Here is an 18,096-nt window from a genome sequence, read left to right as displayed (position 1 = left end):
TAAAATGGCAGGGGCTAAATATATAGTTGACGGAAATGAGGTTAAAGGAGAAAAAGGCTTTAGCTCAATAGAGTGGGTTGATGACACTTATTTTACCATTCATTTTATGGGAAAAAAATTCCATGGAGAGATAGTTGAGGCAGCAACTGAAGACCAAAAAATGACCATTAAAGTCAATCAACGTACGTTTGAAGTAAAGAAAGAACGTGCAATTGATGAATTGATTCGTCAAATGGGATTAGACAAGAAAAAAGTGAGAAAACTCCATCAATTAAAATCACCAATGCCTGGAAGAATTTTAAATTTTGCAGTAGAAATCGGAGACGAAGTTACATTAGGCTCACCACTATTAACGCTTGAGGCGATGAAAATGGAAAATGTGATTAAAGCTGAAGGAGAAGGGAAAGTAAAGGCGATTAACAAATCAGAAGAAACAGTTGTAGAAAAAGGAGAATTACTTATTGAGTTTGAATAAGTCTGATAGCTTCTCTTTTTGATAGCGCTTGCAATTCATTTTGATTAACAAAATTCAAAACCCATTGAGCATCTGTTCTGCTGTATTCACGCAGTATCCAACCGATGGCTTTTTTAATGAAAAATTCTTTTGAATCTTTCAAAGTTAAAATTGTAGAACTCATTAACTCTAAATCTATTTCCGTTTTGTATTTCAATTGAAACAGCAAAGCACTACGCTGGAACCAAATATCTCCAGTAGAAAGCCATTTTTGAACTATTTTCTCTCGTTGATCAGGAAACTTTTTAAAATAGACAGCCAATGGTTTAGTAGCAATAAAATCTACAGTGTCCCACCACGCATTGTGACCTATCAGACATTCAATCACTGAAATATCAGACACTTCTAATTGCTGCTTATATTTAAAAAAAAGTTCTTGTGCAAAATAATGCAGTTCACGTTGGGGTGCATCCCACAATTTCAATACGATTTCAAACGCATCAGTTTTATTTGGTAAATTCTCTTTCAATAAAAACGGTTTTTGTAATTCTCGGCGAAGCGGTGTTTTTAGTCCAAAAAATTCAAATCTATTTTTCATATAGGCCTTTTGTCCCTCTGCAATTTTCGGATTAGAATTCTCTTCAAAAACGGATGTGATTGGATGTTGCATAACACGAAATTAAGCATTAATTCACATAATTTCTTTTCTTTTTCCCCAATCTATTTAAAACTCATATAAAATCATTAAACCCATGTACAATAGAGGTTTCATAGGTATGTAGTCCATTTGTAGACGTTCAATTTCACCTGTTTCAATCAACAAAGACGTATTTTTGAACTAAAACTATATAATGATGAATAAAATACTCAAAACAATTGCAAGTGCGGCAATTCTGTTTTCGGCTCAATTTGCTTTTTCGCAAACACCCGGAGACACCTCGATAGTTCAAGGTTTTAATTTCAATAGCCTTGTTAGAGATACTCAAATTACGTTCCCTGTTTATGATGCCGATAAAATCGAGCGTATTTGGATGAAATACACCATGCGTTGTAAAGATGGATTAATTTCTACTTCAAGCAATAGAAATAGAGGATGCGGTGAATGGGACTATTCCTGTAACACATACATTGTTGATTCTACAAGAATAGATTCTACAAAAGCCACAATTGACAAGTACTTTGTTTATCCTCAAGCAAGTGCAGACAATCAATACAGTACGACACCAACATTTAACATATACGATTACGAAGGCTACGATGTACAAATTACAAGTACAACAAGCGAATCAAGCTTTCCAATTACCGCTGGTGGAACTGAAACATCACCACTTCTTTCTCATCAAATAAAAGGTGGAAAGTCTTTTACTTTGCTCACCGCTGCACACCTTTCTAGTTTAACGGTAGGTGACATCAACGCATTAAGCTTGTTCAGCAATGGTAGCACCTTAGGATTGAATCACCTTAAAATTCAAATGAAGGAGGTGCCTTTTCTTAGCCTTGACAGTATTCCTTATGCAGACTTAACAGGTGGAGACACTGTATATCAAGGCGATTGGAACCTTGTAGATGGTGAAAATAAAATTCCATTTTTTCAACCTTATCAGTGGGCAGGTGGAAATCTATTAATTGAAATCACCTCTTCAACAAGTAATGGTTCTGCACCAATTGCTTTAACCGCTACGGATATCTCAGCGAAGCAATCTCTACACAGCAACGCCAATCAATTTGCACAATTCTTCCCTGGAAATTACATCAAGGTTCCAGGGTATTTAGGCGTTACCGGAAGTACTGACAGAACCATTGAAGCATGGGTTAAAACAACAGGAACAGAAGTCGATGTAATGTCCTGGGGAGAATCCCAAGAAGGAGGAAGATTCACCGTGAAGATAGATCAGAATGGACGTCCAAGAGTGGAAGTTCACAATGGGTCTGTAGAAGGAAACCAGGTTGTTAATGACGGAGAATGGCATCATATCGCTATTTCTTTGACAGGGATAAGCCTTACTGGAACAAAGTTTTATGTTGATGGAGCTTTAGTGAACAGCATCAACATGAACAATGTAGTAGTCAACACAGGTGCTCATAACGAAGTTGAAATTTCAAGAGGCGACTGGAACAACTACTTTAATGGAGGAATGGATGACATCAGAATCTGGAGCTCTGCACTAGACCCAACTACCATTGCAAAATACTTCAATACACGCGTAGATAGTGACCACCCAAATTATGCTGACTTAGAATTGAATTACGTGTTTGATGGATCTTCATCCACAGTTACAGACTTATCCCCAAATGGAAACAATGGTGAGTTCTTAGGTGGTGCTATATATGGAACTATGTCTGCAGGAACAGACTATTTTGACTTTGTTCCAAGTACTATTATTCCAGACATTACATTACACCAGGCAGATTATGTTTTAGACATTTCAACCGTAACCAAACAAGATTCGGTGGTAAAAGACAACTACATTGTTGTTGAAAACTACTTTTCTGCCACAACAGGATTTGATTCTGATATTTCTTCTAATTATTTAGAATATTACCCAAAAGCACACACCCATTTCTCAATGACAAGCAATGACATTTTGAGCGATGATCTTACCACAATTGTTAACTCAACAATTGATTATTTCAGAAGAGAACCGAGTCAATTGGAATTGCTATCATTAGTTACGCCATACGGAATAGGATTAGACTTGGGTGATGAAGGAGTTGCTTGGTATTTTGATGTTACAGATTTCTATCCAGTATTAAAAGGCAATAGAGGTTTGAGAATGACAAGAGGTGGAGAATGGCAAGAAGACATAGACATTCAATTCTTATTTGTTCATGGAACACCTACTAGAGAAGTATTAGACATGCGTCAAATATGGAAGGTGGGACATAATTCATATGCCGATATTCAAGCAAACAAAGTTTACGAACCAAGAACAATAGAATTACCAAGCAATACAGACGCTGCTAAAGTTAGATCTGCAATTACAGGACATGGACAAGAAGGAGAATTTATTCCACGCCAGCACAGCCTGAACATTAACAGTGGTGCATTGGTTAACACTTGGCAAGTTTGGAAAGCATGTGCAGAAAATCCAATCTATCCGCAAGGAGGAACATGGGTTTATGACCGTGCAGGATGGTGTCCAGGTATGCCAACACAAATGGAAGAATGGGACGTAACCGGCTTCATCAACAACGACCAAGTAGAAGTAGATTACAGTGTTGCTCCAGCGTCTGGGGACTCAAGATACATTGTAAATCATCAAATTGTAGCCTATGGCACACCGAATTTCACAACTGACGCAAGAATTGTGATGGTAGAAGCGCCCAACAATGCGATTTCATTTGGACGAATCAATCCAACATGTTATCAACCAAAAATTGTGGTTCAAAACAACGGAACAGCTGAAATTACTTCATTGAAAATCACTTACAAAATCAATGATGGCACAGAAGCTACATTCGATTGGACAGGTTCACTTTCTTACTTAGCAAAAGAAAGTATTAGTTTGCCAGTTCCAGCAGGATTCTGGACTACAGCAGTTGACAATCAAAGCAACAAGTTTACCGCAACAATCTCTACTGTAAACGGAGCTGCAGACGAATATGCGTTGAATAACACCTACAACTCTATGTTTGAAGTTGTTGAAATTATGCAGCCAGAATTTGTCTTAGAGGTTAAAACTAACTCAAAAGGGTATGAAAACAATTACCGTATTGAAGATTTAAATGGAAATGTAATTTTAGAAAGAAATTCACTTTCGAACAACACTGTTTATACCGACACCTTACAATTAACAGCAGGATGCTACAGATACTTCATCGAAGATGCAGGAAATAATGGAATTAGCTGGTGGGCCAATAACGATGGAACAGGCTATATGCGATTTAAAACACTTACAGGCAGCTGGATTAAAAACATGGAAGCAGACTTTGGTGGAAGTTATGCTTTTGAGTTCAGTGTTACTCAAAATGCCTCGCTTGAGAATCAAACCATTTACACTCCAACGTATAACCTTTACCCTATTCCAGCAAATGAGGTGATTAATATTGACATCAAAGGGAATGAAGAAGGTACATACACTGTTTATAATGCTTATGGACAAACATTAGAAGGAGGATCTATCTCAGCCTTAAAGGACAATCCAGAAATATCAATCAAAGGTTGGGATAAAGCTATTTACTTTATTCACTTCAACACAGAAAATCAAACGATAGTGAAGAAGTTTATCAAAAATTAAAGTGCAATGGTTTTTTAAAGAAAACCACTACTTTAGCCCAATAGAAAATGACGAAGTTTTATTTAAATATCGTTTTTCTGTTGGGCTTTTTATTTGCTCAATCTGAAAGTATCGCTCAAGTTTCACACAACTCTGTTGAACTTGATTGGAAAACTATTCAATCTCAAACAGAATCAGGTTCTATACAAGAAGTAAAAACCTCTTTTAATGCCTTTGCTAAAAAAGCAATTCAAAACAATGCCTCCGAGATACTCATCGATAAAATTCTATTGATTGACAACTACTTTGAAAAGGTAGGAGAATTTGCAGAGAAAATATTCTGGTATCAATATGCGATAGATTCATTATGCAACAATGAATACATTCGTTGTGTTGAAGTCCGTAGGCGATTTGCAGAACTTTATGGTTCAATAGAACAATATGACAAGGCCATAAAACTGCACAAAGACAACTTACTGTTTCTGAAAAGCAAACAGTTTAATGATGCTGTTTCACTTGAGAATTCTTTGATTGCAAGGTATTATCATTTCAGCAAAGACATGCGGCAATCAGAGATCTATTACCTCAACTCTCTGGAATCAGCCAAAAAAGCCAATAGTCTATTTTATATCATCCTGGCCTATAATAATCTTGGCTTCTTCTATTCACAGAATAATGATTTCGAACAATCAGAAAAATACTACCTTCAAGGAATAAAAACGCTAGAGTCAAAAGACAGCATTAAAGCACAACAAAAAGCACAACTAGCACTTCTCAAAGGAAATTTAGGAGGAAATTATTTACTAAATCAAGAGCAACTTGAAAAAGGTATCCTATACTTAAATGAAGACATTCATTTTAACCTCGAGCAAGGAGAATTAGATTTAGCATTGAATGCTTCCATAGAATTGGCCAAATATTACTATAGTATCAAGGACTTTCAAAAAGCCAATGAAACCATTTTAAACTGCATTGGTCATCCGAGAATTCAAAATCGAGAACACCCCAACAATGAACTATTGGTTTTAAATTATTACTGGCTATTCAAGGCACATCTTGAACAACAAAAAAACACGGAAGCTTTACATTATTTCAAAGCCTACGACTCTCTAAAAACAGTTCGAGATGAAGCGCGAGAAGCAAGAAGAACTACCATTGAAAAAAGTTTACTCGAAAATATCTTGAACGTTCAGTTGAATTATCAAAATCAACAAATACAATTAAAAGAGAAGGAAAACGAAGTTTTAGTAGAGAAAAATAAGCTTTATTTTTATCAAGTAACAATCGGTTTAATTCTTTTACTTTCGTTGCTTCTTTTCCTCTTTTTTTATGGGAGAAAAAGAATATCATTGCTACGGATAAAAAAAGAACTTGCAGAAAACAAGTTCGAAGTAGAGAAAATCGCTAAAGAAAAAGCGAATATTGAACTCAAGTACAAAAATAAGGACCTCACAGATTTCGCCATTGACATCTCAAGAAAGCAAGAAGTGTTAACAGAGGTCAAATCAAAGCTCGGAGCTATTTTGGAGGGAGAATGGAAAGATGAATCGATCAAGAAAGCCATTAAATCGCTCATTTTTTACACCAATAACAACCTTATTATTGATGAACAATTAAAGGAGTTCCAAGAAAATGTGGATGAAATCAACTACAAATTTCTAGACACTCTACAAAAGAAATATCCCAACCTTACCGAGCTCGATAAAAACGTATGTGGCTTAATTCGTTTAGGCCTTTCCAACAAGGAAATTGCTACGATGCGAAATGTAAGTTACAAAGCTGTTCGCATGTCTCGTTATCGCATTCGTAAGAAGCTGAATCTTCCTGCTGAAGTTGATTTGGTGGAGTTTTTAAAAGGAATAGGGTAGAAACTTTATCAATCTCTTCATGTATTGTTATTGTATAGTTTGTACAGCCATTCAAAACATACTTAATCCAACTAGCAGGAGACTCAAAATTACCTTTTTTAGTCACGGACTACCAATTAAGAATATAACTAACAAACACAAAATCAGGGTTTACCCTATGAAGGATCAAAAGTTATGAGATTATCTTTGGTTGCAGTTGTAAGCAATTATAAATAACTTAATACACCATATTGATGAAAAATATTCTAATGCAAGTAATAATCAGTATTTTTGGTTTGAGTGTTTTTTCACAGACCAAAATTGAATTGGTAAAAGAATTCGATTCAACTGAGAGTACACATATATCAAACTTTATAAAACATAATGGTCGACTTATGTTTTTTGTAGAAAACACCGATAAGATACAGCTTTGGTCAAGTGATGGAAGTCAAAAAGGAACTATATTAGAAAACATTATTAATCCAAATGGAAAACTCAACTTTAATCCGTCGCCAATTACTATTAATGAGAATCTATATTTTTTAGAACATAATGAAACCGGAGAGACAATAGTTTGGATGCGAAAGAAAGGAGAAAATAACTTAACAAGAATATCACTGACAAATCAATCCATAAAAATAAACTCCAAATTACAACCTGCCACAAATGAACAGTTCTACTTTTCGACAATTGATCAGCATAAAAATCAACTTTGGGTCAGTAATGGAACAAAAGAAGGCACAAAATTATTAAAAGATATAAATCCAAATTTGACTTTCTTAACAGAATTAAACCGGAAGGTATATTTCTCAGCAAATGATGGCAATGGAGACCAGCCATGGGTTTCTGATGGAACCCCTACTGGAACTATGGTTTTAAAGATGATCGAAGAAAATCCAGGTGCTCAACCTATTGGATTAACTGCCTACAATAATAAACTCGTTTTTACTGCATATAGTATGGAGTATGAATACGGTTACGGTCCGTTATGGATATCAGATGGTACATCCGAAGGAACAAAGATTATCAAAGATATTATTGTTAACGGATGGAGTTTTGCGCAGCTTCACGATAAACTATATTTTACTGCTTCAGAAAAAAATGATCATCTACAACTTTGGGTAACTGACGGAACCACTAAAGGAACAAAACTTGTAAAAACAATAAACCCAAATGGTAGTAGCAACGCGATGGGATTCACCGAATTCAATGGGAAACTGTACTTCTCCGCTGATGACGGAAAGGGATCACAACTATGGGTGACTGACGGAACAACTGAAGGGACAACCTTGCTAAAAACAATTAAATCTGACGGTAATAGCGCTCCTCAGAGCTTCTCTCAACTAGGAAGTAAGCTATATTTCATTGCAAGAAGTAACAAAAGTGGAATCCAATTATTCGAAACTGATGGAACAGAAAAAGGAACAAAATTAATTTCTCCTGTCAATCCCTTAGCACATGAATGTTGTCTCCCAAATAAAGATCAGTTATTCTACTTTAACAATGCTTTATATTTTTCCGCAGACTATGGAAATGGAATTCATTTATATAAAATCACAAATTAACCTTTATCAAAGTTAGCTTTTAAACATAGTTTAATCTTGTTTAGAACGTAAATAATTTTCTTGGTTTTGATAATGCAAGAAAAATAACCCTTCCCAATTGTTAAATTCTACAATAATTTCTTTGTAATTATTTTATTCTTTAAATTAGTGGAATATTAAACTATACTCTACACTAATTTGACAATAAAAATTATGAAGTCTATATTATACTACGCGCTCATTATCATAGGATTAATCTTCGGAAATACCGCCATTGCACAGCAAGGTGATATTATCCCTACTGCCTGCGCAACTGCCACATACACATTAGATCCAGGAACAAGCATACATTTTTATGACGATGGTGGACCGGGAGGAAACTGCAGTAGTGATGGATATGCAAACAACTATGCCAATGGCAACTGCGAAACAATAACGACTATTTGTCCTGCAGCATGTGAATCTTTAAATGTTGAATTCCTGGTTTTGTCTATGTACGGTACATCGTCAGGATGGGATTGGATGGTTATCTATGAAGGTGTGGGTACAACTGGTACAATATTGTTTGACAATAGAGCTGGAGGCCCTGACAACCCGAGAGGAACAGATTGTAACTTTATGAATAACAACGATGTCCTGGACCTTACCACCCTCCAAGATCAATGTTTGACTTTTCGATTTTATGCTACTAGTGTAGTTAACAAAGAAGGTTGGGACGCCATTGTAACCTCCTCACCAGTTGCAGGTTCAGGGGCAGTAAACGTTGATGTTACAAATCCTACTTGTAGTGCTGACGGCTCTGCGCAAATTACGAACTATGACAATAATGCAACTTATACTTTTACTCCTGCTGGACCAACAATAGGTAGTAATGGAGAAATTAATGGTGCTGTGTTTGGACAACAATACACTGTAGAAGAAGGCGGCGGAGGCTGTGCAACGAGTTTCCAAATTGATGAACAATTAATCACTCCAGATGCGCCAACTTTTGATATTACAGATCCTGACTGTTTCGTAGACGGTTCTGCTGAAATTTTAAATTATGATGCTGGTTCAACTTATACTTTTACGCCCACAGGTCCTTCAGTTGATGCCTCTGGTTTAATCACAGGAGCCGCATTCGGCCAAAATTACGCTGTTGAAGTAGATAATGGTGACTGTACTGCATCTTCCAACTTCCAAGTTGAAGAGCAGTTTCTTAACCCAGAACCATCTTTCTTTGGTGACACACTTATGGGATGTAGTCCACATACTGTGACCTTTACAGATACCTCTACTTTCCTTAACGCATCTTGTCTTTGGGATTTTGGAGATGGAAACACCAGCACTTCCTGCGGTACCGTTACACACACCTATACGCAATCTGGAACTTTTGACGTTACTTTAACTATGGAATTTGCAAATGGTTGTGTTGGAGATACCACACTAACAAGTTATATTGAGGTGGCAGATGGTCCAATCGCTAACTTCTCCGCAAATCCGATGACAACAGACTTTAACAACACAGAGGTTGACTTTACAAATGAATCTACAAATGCGACTAATTACATTTGGGATTTTGGTGACTTCTCAGCTCAAAGCAATGATGTTAATCCTGTTCATGAATTTCCAAATGGAGTTGCCAATGAATATACAGTAACACTGTATGCAATTGGAGATTTTGGCTGTATGGACTCAACAAATTTAACCATCATTATTAACAATCCCGATATTGAAATATCTATTCCAAATATCTTTACTCCAAATAGTGATAACGAGAATGATTTCTTTCAATTGATTAATGTTCAAAATATTTCCGAATTGGATCTTGTTATCTTAAATCGTTGGGGGAATGTTGTTTTTGAAAGTAGTGATATAGACTTTAAATGGAATGGCTCAGTATTAAACAATGGTGCAGAATGCTCAGATGGTACCTACTTCTATAAAATTACAGCTAAAGACTTGAACGGAGAAGAAGTTTTAAAACATGGTTTTGTTCAATTGTCGAGAGGTGAAAAGTAAGAAAATAAATAATTGATAGCTTCATGAACATGCACACAATACACCTATAAGTTTAAACCTTATTGCTGACGATTTGAACCTAGCTCATCAATTGAGATGGTTAACTATAGGATATTAAATGAATTGAACACTGACCATCAATGGTCTATTCGAATTCGTATTCAAAAATGTAAAATCTATTTGATGTCGAATACCTAAAAAAACCGTTGTTTTTATTCTTCAATAACCTCTTCTCTTGAAATGATTTTAAACCCTTTTAACGTGTAACCTGTAGCAGCTGCAACTTCTTTAAAGTTGTCTTCTGTATAAACAGTTTTAGATTCAATAAAGAACACTCCTTCTACATACTCTTTATGGTCTTCTTCAAAATGTCTTGAAAAATCTTCTAGTACTTCTTGCGGTGATTTATTGTTTAATGACTCTACCTCAAAAGCGTATTTATTTTGTGAAAATGTAAAAAATGAAATCACGGTGAAGAAAGCTGTAATCAAAAAGTTATTTGAGTTCATAATAAATAATGTTTAAAGTTACCTACGAATATAATAAATAATCGATTAAAAAACCCCATTCATAAAATAGTAAATCTATTCAGAGACTATACATACACGTATGAACTTAAAAAAAATTATCTTTGCTTTTTCAAAAACAAACAGCAACAAGCATGGAATACGATTTTAGCACGATAGAGAAAAAGTGGAGAAAGCACTGGCAAGAAAACAACACTTATGATTCCAAGATGGATTCTACTAAACCGAAATACTATGGTTTAACAATGTTTCCTTATCCTTCTGGTGCTGGACTGCATGTTGGTCATCCACTTGGTTATATCGCTTCTGATATTTATGCGCGTTATAAAAGATTGAAAGGATTCAACGTTTTACATCCAATGGGATACGATTCTTTTGGTTTGCCTGCAGAGCAATATGCTATTCAAACAGGTCAACACCCAGCGGTAACGACCGAAGAGAATTTAAAAAGATACAGAGAGCAATTAGACTTAATCGGTTTCTCATTCGATTGGTCCAGAGAAGTGAGGACTTCAGACCCACAGTATTACAAATGGACGCAATGGATTTTTAAGCAATTATTCGCTGCTTATTATTGTAATGATGCTGATCAAGCAATGCCTATTGAAAACCTAGTTGCTGTCTTTGAAAGTGAAGGGAATACAAAAGTAAACGCAGTCAATGACTGCGAAATAGAATTTACCGCCGACGAATGGAAATCATTTGATGAAAAAAAGCAAGCGGAGATATTGATGGATTACCGCTTAACCTATTTAGCAGATTCATGGGTGAACTGGTGTCCTGCACTTAGTACTGTTTTGGCCAATGACGAAATTGTAAATGGTGTCTCTGAACGCGGTGGACATCCAGTAGAACAAAAATTAATGCGTCAATGGTCAATGCGAATTACTGCTTATGCAGAACGTTTGTTGAAAGGTTTAGACCAGTTAGATTGGTCGGATGCAGTAAAAGATATACAACGCAATTGGATAGGTAAATCGGTTGGTGCTTCTGTTTATTTTCAAGTGGCTGACCACGATGAGGAAATTCAAGTCTTTACAACACGACCAGACACAATTTTCGGTGTTTCATTTATGGTTTTAGCCCCAGAACATGAATTAGTTGCCAAAATTACGACTGAGGAATACAAAGAAGACATCAAAAAATATCAGCAAAAAGCAGGATTGAAATCGGAACGCGACCGTATGTCGGACACAAAAACGATCTCTGGACAATTCACTGGAGCTTATGCTATTCACCCTTTAAGTGGTGAGAAAATTCAAATATGGATAGGTGATTATGTTTTGGCTTCTTACGGAACAGGCGCTGTAATGGCGGTTCCTTGTGGAGACCAACGCGACTGGGATTTTGCAAATCACTTTAATATTCCGATTAAGAATATCTTTGCTGATGTTTCAATCGAAGAAAATGCTTACACAGAAAAGAAAGGAAAAATCGCCAATTCTGATTTCTTAGATGGATTAGAAGTAACAGAAGCAATTAAAAAAGCAATTGAAGTTCTTGAAGAGAAAAAAATCGGTGAAGCCAAGACTAATTTCCGCTTGCGTGATGCTGTTTTCTCTCGTCAACGTTATTGGGGAGAACCTTTTCCTGTGTATTATGACAATGGAATTGCAAAAACAATTGAAGACCAATATTTACCTATAGAATTGCCTGAAGTAGATAAGTATTTACCTACTCCTGACGGTAAACCTCCATTGGGAAATGCTTCCAATTGGTATTGGGACAGCGAGAAGAACAAATTAACAAGTAAAGACAGAGCTGAAGAAGCTAACGTTCATCCGATGGAGTTAAACACCATGCCAGGCTGGGCAGGAAGCTCTTGGTATTTTTTGCGCTACATGGATCCACACAACGAAAAAGCATTTGTTGCTAAAGAAAAAGTGGACTATTGGAATAACGTAGATTTATACATCGGTGGTGCTGAACACGCAACAGGACACCTACTCTATTCTCGTTTCTGGTCAATGTTCTTACATGATTTTGGATTTATTCCTTTCGAAGAACCTTTCAAAAAAATGATTAACCAAGGGATGATCTTGGGGAGAAGTAATTTTGTTTACCGCGATAAAGAAAGTGGTAAATTCATCAGTTTTGGAAAGCGTAAAGAATTTAAAACTTCAAGAATCCACGTTGACATCAACATTGTCAACAACGATATTCTTGATACAGAAGCATTCAAAGCGTCACGTCCTGAATATGCCAACGCTGAATTCATTTTAGAAGACGACGGAACTTACCTTTGCGGAAATGAAGTTGAAAAGATGTCAAAATCTAAATTCAACGTGCAAAATCCAGATGATTTAATAGAAAAATACGGTGCAGACACCTTGAGAATGTACGAAATGTTCTTAGGTCCACTTGAGCAAGCAAAGCCATGGGACATCAAAGGTATCAATGGAGTAAATAACTTCTTGCGTAAGTTGTGGAGGTTATTCCATGATCAAGAAGGAAACGTACTAATTACTGAAGGGGAACCAGACGCCAAAGCTCTAAAAACCATCCACAAAACAATCAAGAAAGTACAAGAGGATATGGACAGATATGTGTTCAACACTTCCGTTTCTGCAATGATGATTTGTGTGAATGAATTGACAGAGCAAAAGTGCAATAACAAAACTGTTTTACAGGACTTAGTTGTGCTATTAGCGCCATATGCTCCACATATTGCTGAAGAATTATGGGTGGTTTTAGGAAACGAGGCCGGTACTTTAAGCGATGCTAATTACCCTGTTTTCAACGAAGACTATTTGGTAGAAGATGCCTTTGAATATCCAGTAAGTTTTAACGGAAAAATGCGTTTCAAGGTGGAGTTGCCGAACAGTTTATCGAAAGAAGAAATAGAAAAGGAAATTTTAAGTTTGGAAAAATCACAAAAGTATTTGGAGGGTAAAACGCCAAAGAAAGTGATTGTTGTTCCAGGAAGAATTGTCAACATTGTAGTGTAGATTAATTTAAAATAACTTTGAAGGGAGGATGATTCTAATCATTCTCCTTTTTTGTTTTGGATCTACCACAAAGCAATAGTTTAAGAGGGTAAAGAACAATACAACGCTTTACCAAACCTTCTTGCAATTGTAAAAGTTGAGGTCAGACCTTTTTATCTTTAACCGAATAAATTAATAAGTCCCTTTTTCTTCACTTAATAACATCCGTTCTTTCAACCACCAACCAACAATTCCCCCCAACAATATCTTAATTACTCCCCCAACAATAAAGGGATTAAATCCATACACTATTGCCTTTGATAAACCTAGGGTTAAGGACAGTTTCAAAACTCCAAAAAGAAGAATTAAAAAGGTTCCAAAAAACATAGCCGAGAGCGAGGCCCAAATTGTGTTTTCAAACTTTCCTGAAACACATCCACTAAACATTCCGCCAACAAGAAAACCGACTAGATATCCCCCACTATTACTTGTAAAAGACGCCCATCCACTACTGCCTTCGGCGAAAATAGGCATTCCCAACAAGCCCAAAATCAAATAAAGTAAAATCGTTATCATGCCCTCTTTTGTTCCTAAAACATAAGGCACCAATAAAACCCCAAAACTTTGTCCAGTAATTGGAATGTTCACCTCCATAATGCTTAACTCCATTTGGAATTGAGTAAAAAGGATCAGAAAAAGAAATCCGATTAAAATACGTAGGCTCATTAACATAGTACAAATGTATAAAATGAATTTTTGAGGTTTCTATTTGCTACTTATTATAAACTGCTTTAATTCGTCAAAAAACGGAAAGCCTTTTCATATTTTTGGCCTCGTTTTTGAATTCCCGAATATAAATATATTGTTTCACTATTAAAACTACGCATCATGAAGAAATTAATTACAATTTTACTCGTCGTCTTAGCATTCAATGCAACTGCTCAAAATCATGGTAGTAAGTCAAATATAGTGATTATGGATAAAACTGGAGATCCTTTTTATTTGATTATCGATGATGTTGTACAGAATATAATTCCCAACTATCAATTAAAGGTTGTTGGTTTACCGGCATCTTATCATGAAATCAAATTGTTGTATACAAACGGTGTAATCATTCAAGTGAAAGAACACGTTACACTTCAGCAGCACAAGCAATATACTGGATTTGTAAACTGGATTGGCGGCAATAAAAAACTCAACTGGATAGAAGTGGTAAATATAAACCAGTCTATGTATGGCCAAAATGTGTTAGTGGTTCAATACGCAGGAAAGAACACCAACACATGTCATTTGTGTACTGGCGTAAATCCACCAGGACAGCATTATCACCCTGATGGAACAATACACAATAATTATACAGGAAATGGCGCTCACTATCCACCCAATGGGAATTATCCACCCAATGGAAATGGCCAATATCCTCCGCATGGGAACTACAATCCTAATTGTGTTGTTGCGGTGCCCACCATTCAACCGATTTTAGATGAGATGGAAAACTTAAATTTTGCTGATAAAAAAATGGAATACGCGAAAGATGCTTTGGCCAATAAATGCATCACGGCTGATCAAGCTTATCAAATCGTTGAGTCTTTTACTTTCGACAGTGACCGCGTAAAAATTGCAAAATACTGTTATGATAGGATGACAGATCAAATATATGCAAACAAGTTGCTTGACTTATTTCCTTACTCAGGAACAAGAAATGAAGTTAGAAAGTACTTCACGAAGTAAAAGTGCTCTAAATGAAATTTTATGCCCTCGTCATGACTCGCCACAATGGGTGAGAAAGACGAGGGTTTTTCTTTGGCTTGAGTTACTAAGCAAAATAAAACAGTAGAAATACAGTAATCAATAAAACCATTTACTATTATTGTACACAATACTTTAATTCTTTAACTCACAATGAAACAACTTTCAAATCGTTGGATTTTATTCCTCATTTTAATGGTTGCAGTTGTTTTACGCGTGTTCAATCTCTCGGAAATTCCTTTTACACATGATGAATTTAGCGCTTTATCTCGGTTAAATTTCGACAGTTTCTCTGCACTAATTCATGAGGGAGTAAAAATCGATGGACATCCGGCAGGGGTACAAGTATTCTTATATTATTGGACGAAAATTTTTGGCATTTCTACAATTGCTGTGAAGTTCCCTTTTATTATTGCTGGAGTGATTTCTGTATATCTTACCTTTTCCATTGGAGAAAAATGGATGAATGAAACTGTCGGATTATTAAGTGCTGCAACTGTTTCTTGTCTTCAATATACAGTGCTGTTTAGCCAAATTGCACGACCTTATATTAGTGGACTGTTTTTTTCCTTGTTAATGGTGTTTTTCCTTACAAAACTAATTCAACATCCAAAGCGAAATTTTCTATTGAATGGATGTTTTTTCATCATTTCAGGTGCTTTATGTGCATATAACCACCATTTTAGTCTCTTATTTGCAGCGATTGTTGGAGTTAGTGGTTTATTTTTTATTCAGAAGGCCTTTCTTATTCGCTATTGTTTATTAGGCTTAGGCATTTTTGGGCTTTATATTCCGCATTTAGAAATTTTCTTTTATCAATTAAACGTGGCTGGTGTTGAAGAATGGTTAGCAAAGCCTACACCCGTTTTTTTCTTGAATTACATCTCCTATATTTTTAATTATTCCTACATCTTTATAATGGTAGTATTGGGAATTGCATTGGGTTTTTTAGTCACCAAAAAACATGTAAAAATCAATCTCAAAAATTACCTTTTGTTTCTTACGTGGTTTTTAACTCCTCTTCTTATTGGGTATTTCTACTCGACAAACGTAAATGCGGTACTACAATATTCAGTACTAATATTCAGTTTTACTTATCTTTTGTTTCTCCTCTTTGGACATTTACCCAACTGTTCTCCAAAAACAAATCTAATTCTTGTTGCACTAATTTTATTGACAGGAACACTTTCCTTAGTTTATGAACGTCAACATTACAAGTACTTTTATCAATCTCCATATTTGGAAATCCTCAATGATTTACAAGTGGCCAATGAGAAAGAAAACGTACTTTCTGTTGTGCAATCGGTAGAACACATTAATGCATATTATATGAACCAAATGAGGTTTGATTCCAACTACACTTGGTATGATCAATTTGAATCTATACCCGATTTTAAACAATTCCTTATAGATAATGCTGAACATCATAGCTATTTTTATTTAGGCTGTTTACATCATATCGATCCTCTTGTTGTTCCTATTATACAAGAATTTTATCCGAGTATTGAACTACAAAAGAACTATTTTGGGGGAAGCTCTTATCTTTTTTCTAAAAATCCAAGTCCGTCAAAACTTGTTTCGACTTTAGACTTTGAAAAGGACTCACTGCCGAGTTGGAGTTATAATACGTCATCTATAATAGATACAGTTTCGTATGCTGGAAAAAGAAGTTATCAAATAAATCCTGATGAAGAATGGGGGCCAGGCTTTGAAGCGAACTTAGGTCGTTTTCTTTTAAAAGACCATGCGTTCATTGACCTTTCTGTAAAAATAAAGGCTAACCAACCACCAACGGCAACTTTAGTTTTGACCTTAGAAAATGAGGGCGAAACAATACTGTGGAGAGGATATGATTTTGACCAACAGTTAAATCTTCAACAACAAGGGGCTGAATCGGCAACTTTCCATGGAACAATTGAAATTCCAAAAGAACACCTTAACAATCCGAACCTTAAGTTTAAAACCTACATTTGGAATAAAGACAAGAATACTTTTTTAGTTGAAGATTACAAAATAAAATTAAGAAAAGGGAATCCTATCATTTATGGTATTGTTAATAAGCTATAAATTCCAAATCTAAAGAGAGTTTAATACATCCAAGAATCTTTCTCTACTCATTCTAGACAAAGGGATTTCTGTTCCATCCTTCATGATAATTGTACCTCCATCACCTCGATCATAGCGCTCTAAATAATTGATGTTTATTATATGAGATCGGTGACAACGAATGAAATCTGGCATACACAAGGTGTCTTCATAATCTTTTAAGGTCCTTGAAGTAAACACCTTTCTTCCGTCATTGAGGTAAAAATAAGTATAGTTTCTATCCGATTGACAATGCACAATGTCTTTCACATCAAAAACGAACATTGATCCTTTGGTACGAATTACGATTCTCTTATTGTTGTGTTTTAAGTTGTTGAGTAGTTCTTCATACCGAACAGAAAGATCGGACTTTGTTTGAATTGCATCAATAGCATTGCCTAGAGCGCTTTCCAACTCATCCATCTCTACCGGTTTCAAGATATAATCCAATGCAGAGAATTTTATTGCACGAATAGCAAATTCTTGATGGGCAGTTACAAAAATGACTTCGAAATTCCTCTTTTTCAAACGATCAAGCACATCAAAACCAGAACCATCAGACATTTGAATGTCTAAGAGTACGATATTTGGTTCATGTTTTTGGATTGCACGTAATCCAGATTCAACACCTTCCGCTTCACCAACGACTTCAAGCGGAAAATCAGCATTACTCACCATTTTTTTAAGTAATGAACGTGTTCTTGTTTCATCATCAATAATAACTACACTATATGCCATAATTCAA

At 35.7% G+C, this 18,096-nt stretch carries 12 protein-coding genes; 8 read left to right on the top strand and 4 right to left on the bottom strand.

Annotated elements, in window-relative coordinates; genetic code table 11:
- The first annotated feature begins 4 nt into the window (after positions 1–4).
- On the top strand, positions 5–475 hold the full coding sequence (locus tag ACN0U3_RS02600) for a biotin/lipoyl-containing protein (protein WP_417265023.1): 471 nt from the start codon (positions 5–7) through the stop codon (positions 473–475).
- Here the strand turns inward: ACN0U3_RS02600 and ACN0U3_RS02595 are convergent.
- A complete protein-coding gene (locus ACN0U3_RS02595) occupies positions 459–1,124 on the bottom strand; it encodes a DNA alkylation repair protein (protein WP_417265022.1) in 666 nt (221 codons plus the stop codon). The genes ACN0U3_RS02600 and ACN0U3_RS02595 overlap by 17 nt on opposite strands.
- Positions 1,125–1,308: 184 nt before the next feature.
- Between ACN0U3_RS02595 and ACN0U3_RS02590 the strand changes: the two genes are divergently transcribed.
- The 4 genes from ACN0U3_RS02590 (at position 1,309) to ACN0U3_RS02575 (ending at position 10,063) form a co-directional block, all read left to right on the top strand.
- Positions 1,309–4,692 carry a LamG-like jellyroll fold domain-containing protein gene (locus ACN0U3_RS02590; RefSeq protein WP_417265021.1) on the top strand — a complete coding sequence of 1,128 codons (3,384 nt, stop codon included), beginning with the start codon at positions 1,309–1,311 and terminating at the stop codon, positions 4,690–4,692.
- A gap of 47 nt (positions 4,693–4,739) precedes the next feature.
- The gene (locus tag ACN0U3_RS02585; RefSeq protein ID WP_417265020.1) at positions 4,740–6,539 is read left to right on the top strand and encodes a tetratricopeptide repeat protein; all 1,800 of its coding nucleotides are present in this window, start codon (positions 4,740–4,742) and stop codon (positions 6,537–6,539) included.
- Between the two features lie 248 nt (positions 6,540–6,787).
- The gene (locus tag ACN0U3_RS02580) at positions 6,788–8,083 is read left to right on the top strand and encodes a hypothetical protein (RefSeq protein WP_417265019.1); all 1,296 of its coding nucleotides are present in this window, start codon (positions 6,788–6,790) and stop codon (positions 8,081–8,083) included.
- Positions 8,084–8,275: 192 nt separating this feature from the next.
- Positions 8,276–10,063, top strand: a complete 1,788-nt coding sequence (locus ACN0U3_RS02575) for a gliding motility-associated C-terminal domain-containing protein (RefSeq protein ID WP_299206274.1) — start codon at positions 8,276–8,278, stop codon at positions 10,061–10,063.
- 212 nt (positions 10,064–10,275) lie between these two features.
- Here ACN0U3_RS02575 and ACN0U3_RS02570 read toward each other — a convergent pair whose 3' ends face one another.
- The gene (locus ACN0U3_RS02570; RefSeq protein ID WP_299206273.1) at positions 10,276–10,572 is read right to left on the bottom strand and encodes a hypothetical protein; all 297 of its coding nucleotides are present in this window, start codon (positions 10,570–10,572) and stop codon (positions 10,276–10,278) included.
- A gap of 152 nt (positions 10,573–10,724) precedes the next feature.
- On the opposite strand from ACN0U3_RS02570, the gene leuS reads away from it, so the two are divergent.
- Positions 10,725–13,538 carry a leucine--tRNA ligase gene (gene leuS, locus ACN0U3_RS02565; RefSeq protein ID WP_417265018.1) on the top strand — a complete coding sequence of 938 codons (2,814 nt, stop codon included), beginning with the start codon at positions 10,725–10,727 and terminating at the stop codon, positions 13,536–13,538.
- 171 nt (positions 13,539–13,709) lie between these two features.
- Here leuS and ACN0U3_RS02560 read toward each other — a convergent pair whose 3' ends face one another.
- On the bottom strand, positions 13,710–14,186 hold the full coding sequence (locus ACN0U3_RS02560; protein ID WP_417265017.1) for a biotin transporter BioY: 477 nt from the start codon (positions 14,184–14,186) through the stop codon (positions 13,710–13,712).
- A gap of 219 nt (positions 14,187–14,405) precedes the next feature.
- Here ACN0U3_RS02560 and ACN0U3_RS02555 point away from each other — a divergent pair, with 219 nt between their 5' ends.
- Positions 14,406–15,248, top strand: a complete 843-nt coding sequence (locus ACN0U3_RS02555; protein WP_299206269.1) for a DUF4476 domain-containing protein — start codon at positions 14,406–14,408, stop codon at positions 15,246–15,248.
- Positions 15,249–15,419: 171 nt separating this feature from the next.
- Positions 15,420–17,333 (top strand): glycosyltransferase family 39 protein, encoded by a 1,914-nt coding sequence (locus ACN0U3_RS02550; protein ID WP_417265016.1) that lies wholly within the window; start codon positions 15,420–15,422, stop codon positions 17,331–17,333.
- A gap of 9 nt (positions 17,334–17,342) precedes the next feature.
- Here the strand turns inward: ACN0U3_RS02550 and ACN0U3_RS02545 are convergent, their stop codons facing one another.
- On the bottom strand, positions 17,343–18,089 hold the full coding sequence (locus ACN0U3_RS02545; RefSeq protein WP_299206265.1) for a LytR/AlgR family response regulator transcription factor: 747 nt from the start codon (positions 18,087–18,089) through the stop codon (positions 17,343–17,345).
- Positions 18,090–18,096 lie beyond the last annotated feature (7 nt).

It is taken from the genome of Brumimicrobium sp., from assembly GCF_048268645.1.
Taxonomy (GTDB): Bacteria; Bacteroidota; Bacteroidia; order Flavobacteriales_D; family Crocinitomicaceae; genus Brumimicrobium; species Brumimicrobium ulvae.
This window is presented reverse-complemented; position numbering and strand designations above follow the sequence as displayed.

Excerpts from the sequence above, each read along its gene's own strand:
- ACN0U3_RS02580 (WP_417265019.1), top strand. The coding sequence starts at position 6,788 with ATGCAAGTAATAATCAGTATTTTTGGTTTGAGTGTTTTTTCACAGACC.
- ACN0U3_RS02575 (WP_299206274.1), top strand. The coding sequence starts at position 8,276 with ATGAAGTCTATATTATACTACGCGCTCATTATCATAGGATTAATCTTC.
- ACN0U3_RS02545 (WP_299206265.1), bottom strand. The coding sequence starts at position 18,089 with ATGGCATATAGTGTAGTTATTATTGATGATGAAACAAGAACACGTTCA.
- ACN0U3_RS02550 (WP_417265016.1), top strand. The coding sequence starts at position 15,420 with ATGAAACAACTTTCAAATCGTTGGATTTTATTCCTCATTTTAATGGTT.
- ACN0U3_RS02595 (WP_417265022.1), bottom strand. The coding sequence starts at position 1,124 with ATGCAACATCCAATCACATCCGTTTTTGAAGAGAATTCTAATCCGAAA.
- ACN0U3_RS02585 (WP_417265020.1), top strand. The coding sequence starts at position 4,740 with ATGACGAAGTTTTATTTAAATATCGTTTTTCTGTTGGGCTTTTTATTT.
- leuS (WP_417265018.1), top strand. The coding sequence starts at position 10,725 with ATGGAATACGATTTTAGCACGATAGAGAAAAAGTGGAGAAAGCACTGG.
- ACN0U3_RS02570 (WP_299206273.1), bottom strand. The coding sequence starts at position 10,572 with ATGAACTCAAATAACTTTTTGATTACAGCTTTCTTCACCGTGATTTCA.
- ACN0U3_RS02555 (WP_299206269.1), top strand. The coding sequence starts at position 14,406 with ATGAAGAAATTAATTACAATTTTACTCGTCGTCTTAGCATTCAATGCA.
- ACN0U3_RS02600 (WP_417265023.1), top strand. The coding sequence starts at position 5 with ATGGCAGGGGCTAAATATATAGTTGACGGAAATGAGGTTAAAGGAGAA.
- ACN0U3_RS02590 (WP_417265021.1), top strand. The coding sequence starts at position 1,309 with ATGAATAAAATACTCAAAACAATTGCAAGTGCGGCAATTCTGTTTTCG.
- ACN0U3_RS02560 (WP_417265017.1), bottom strand. The coding sequence starts at position 14,186 with ATGGAGTTAAGCATTATGGAGGTGAACATTCCAATTACTGGACAAAGT.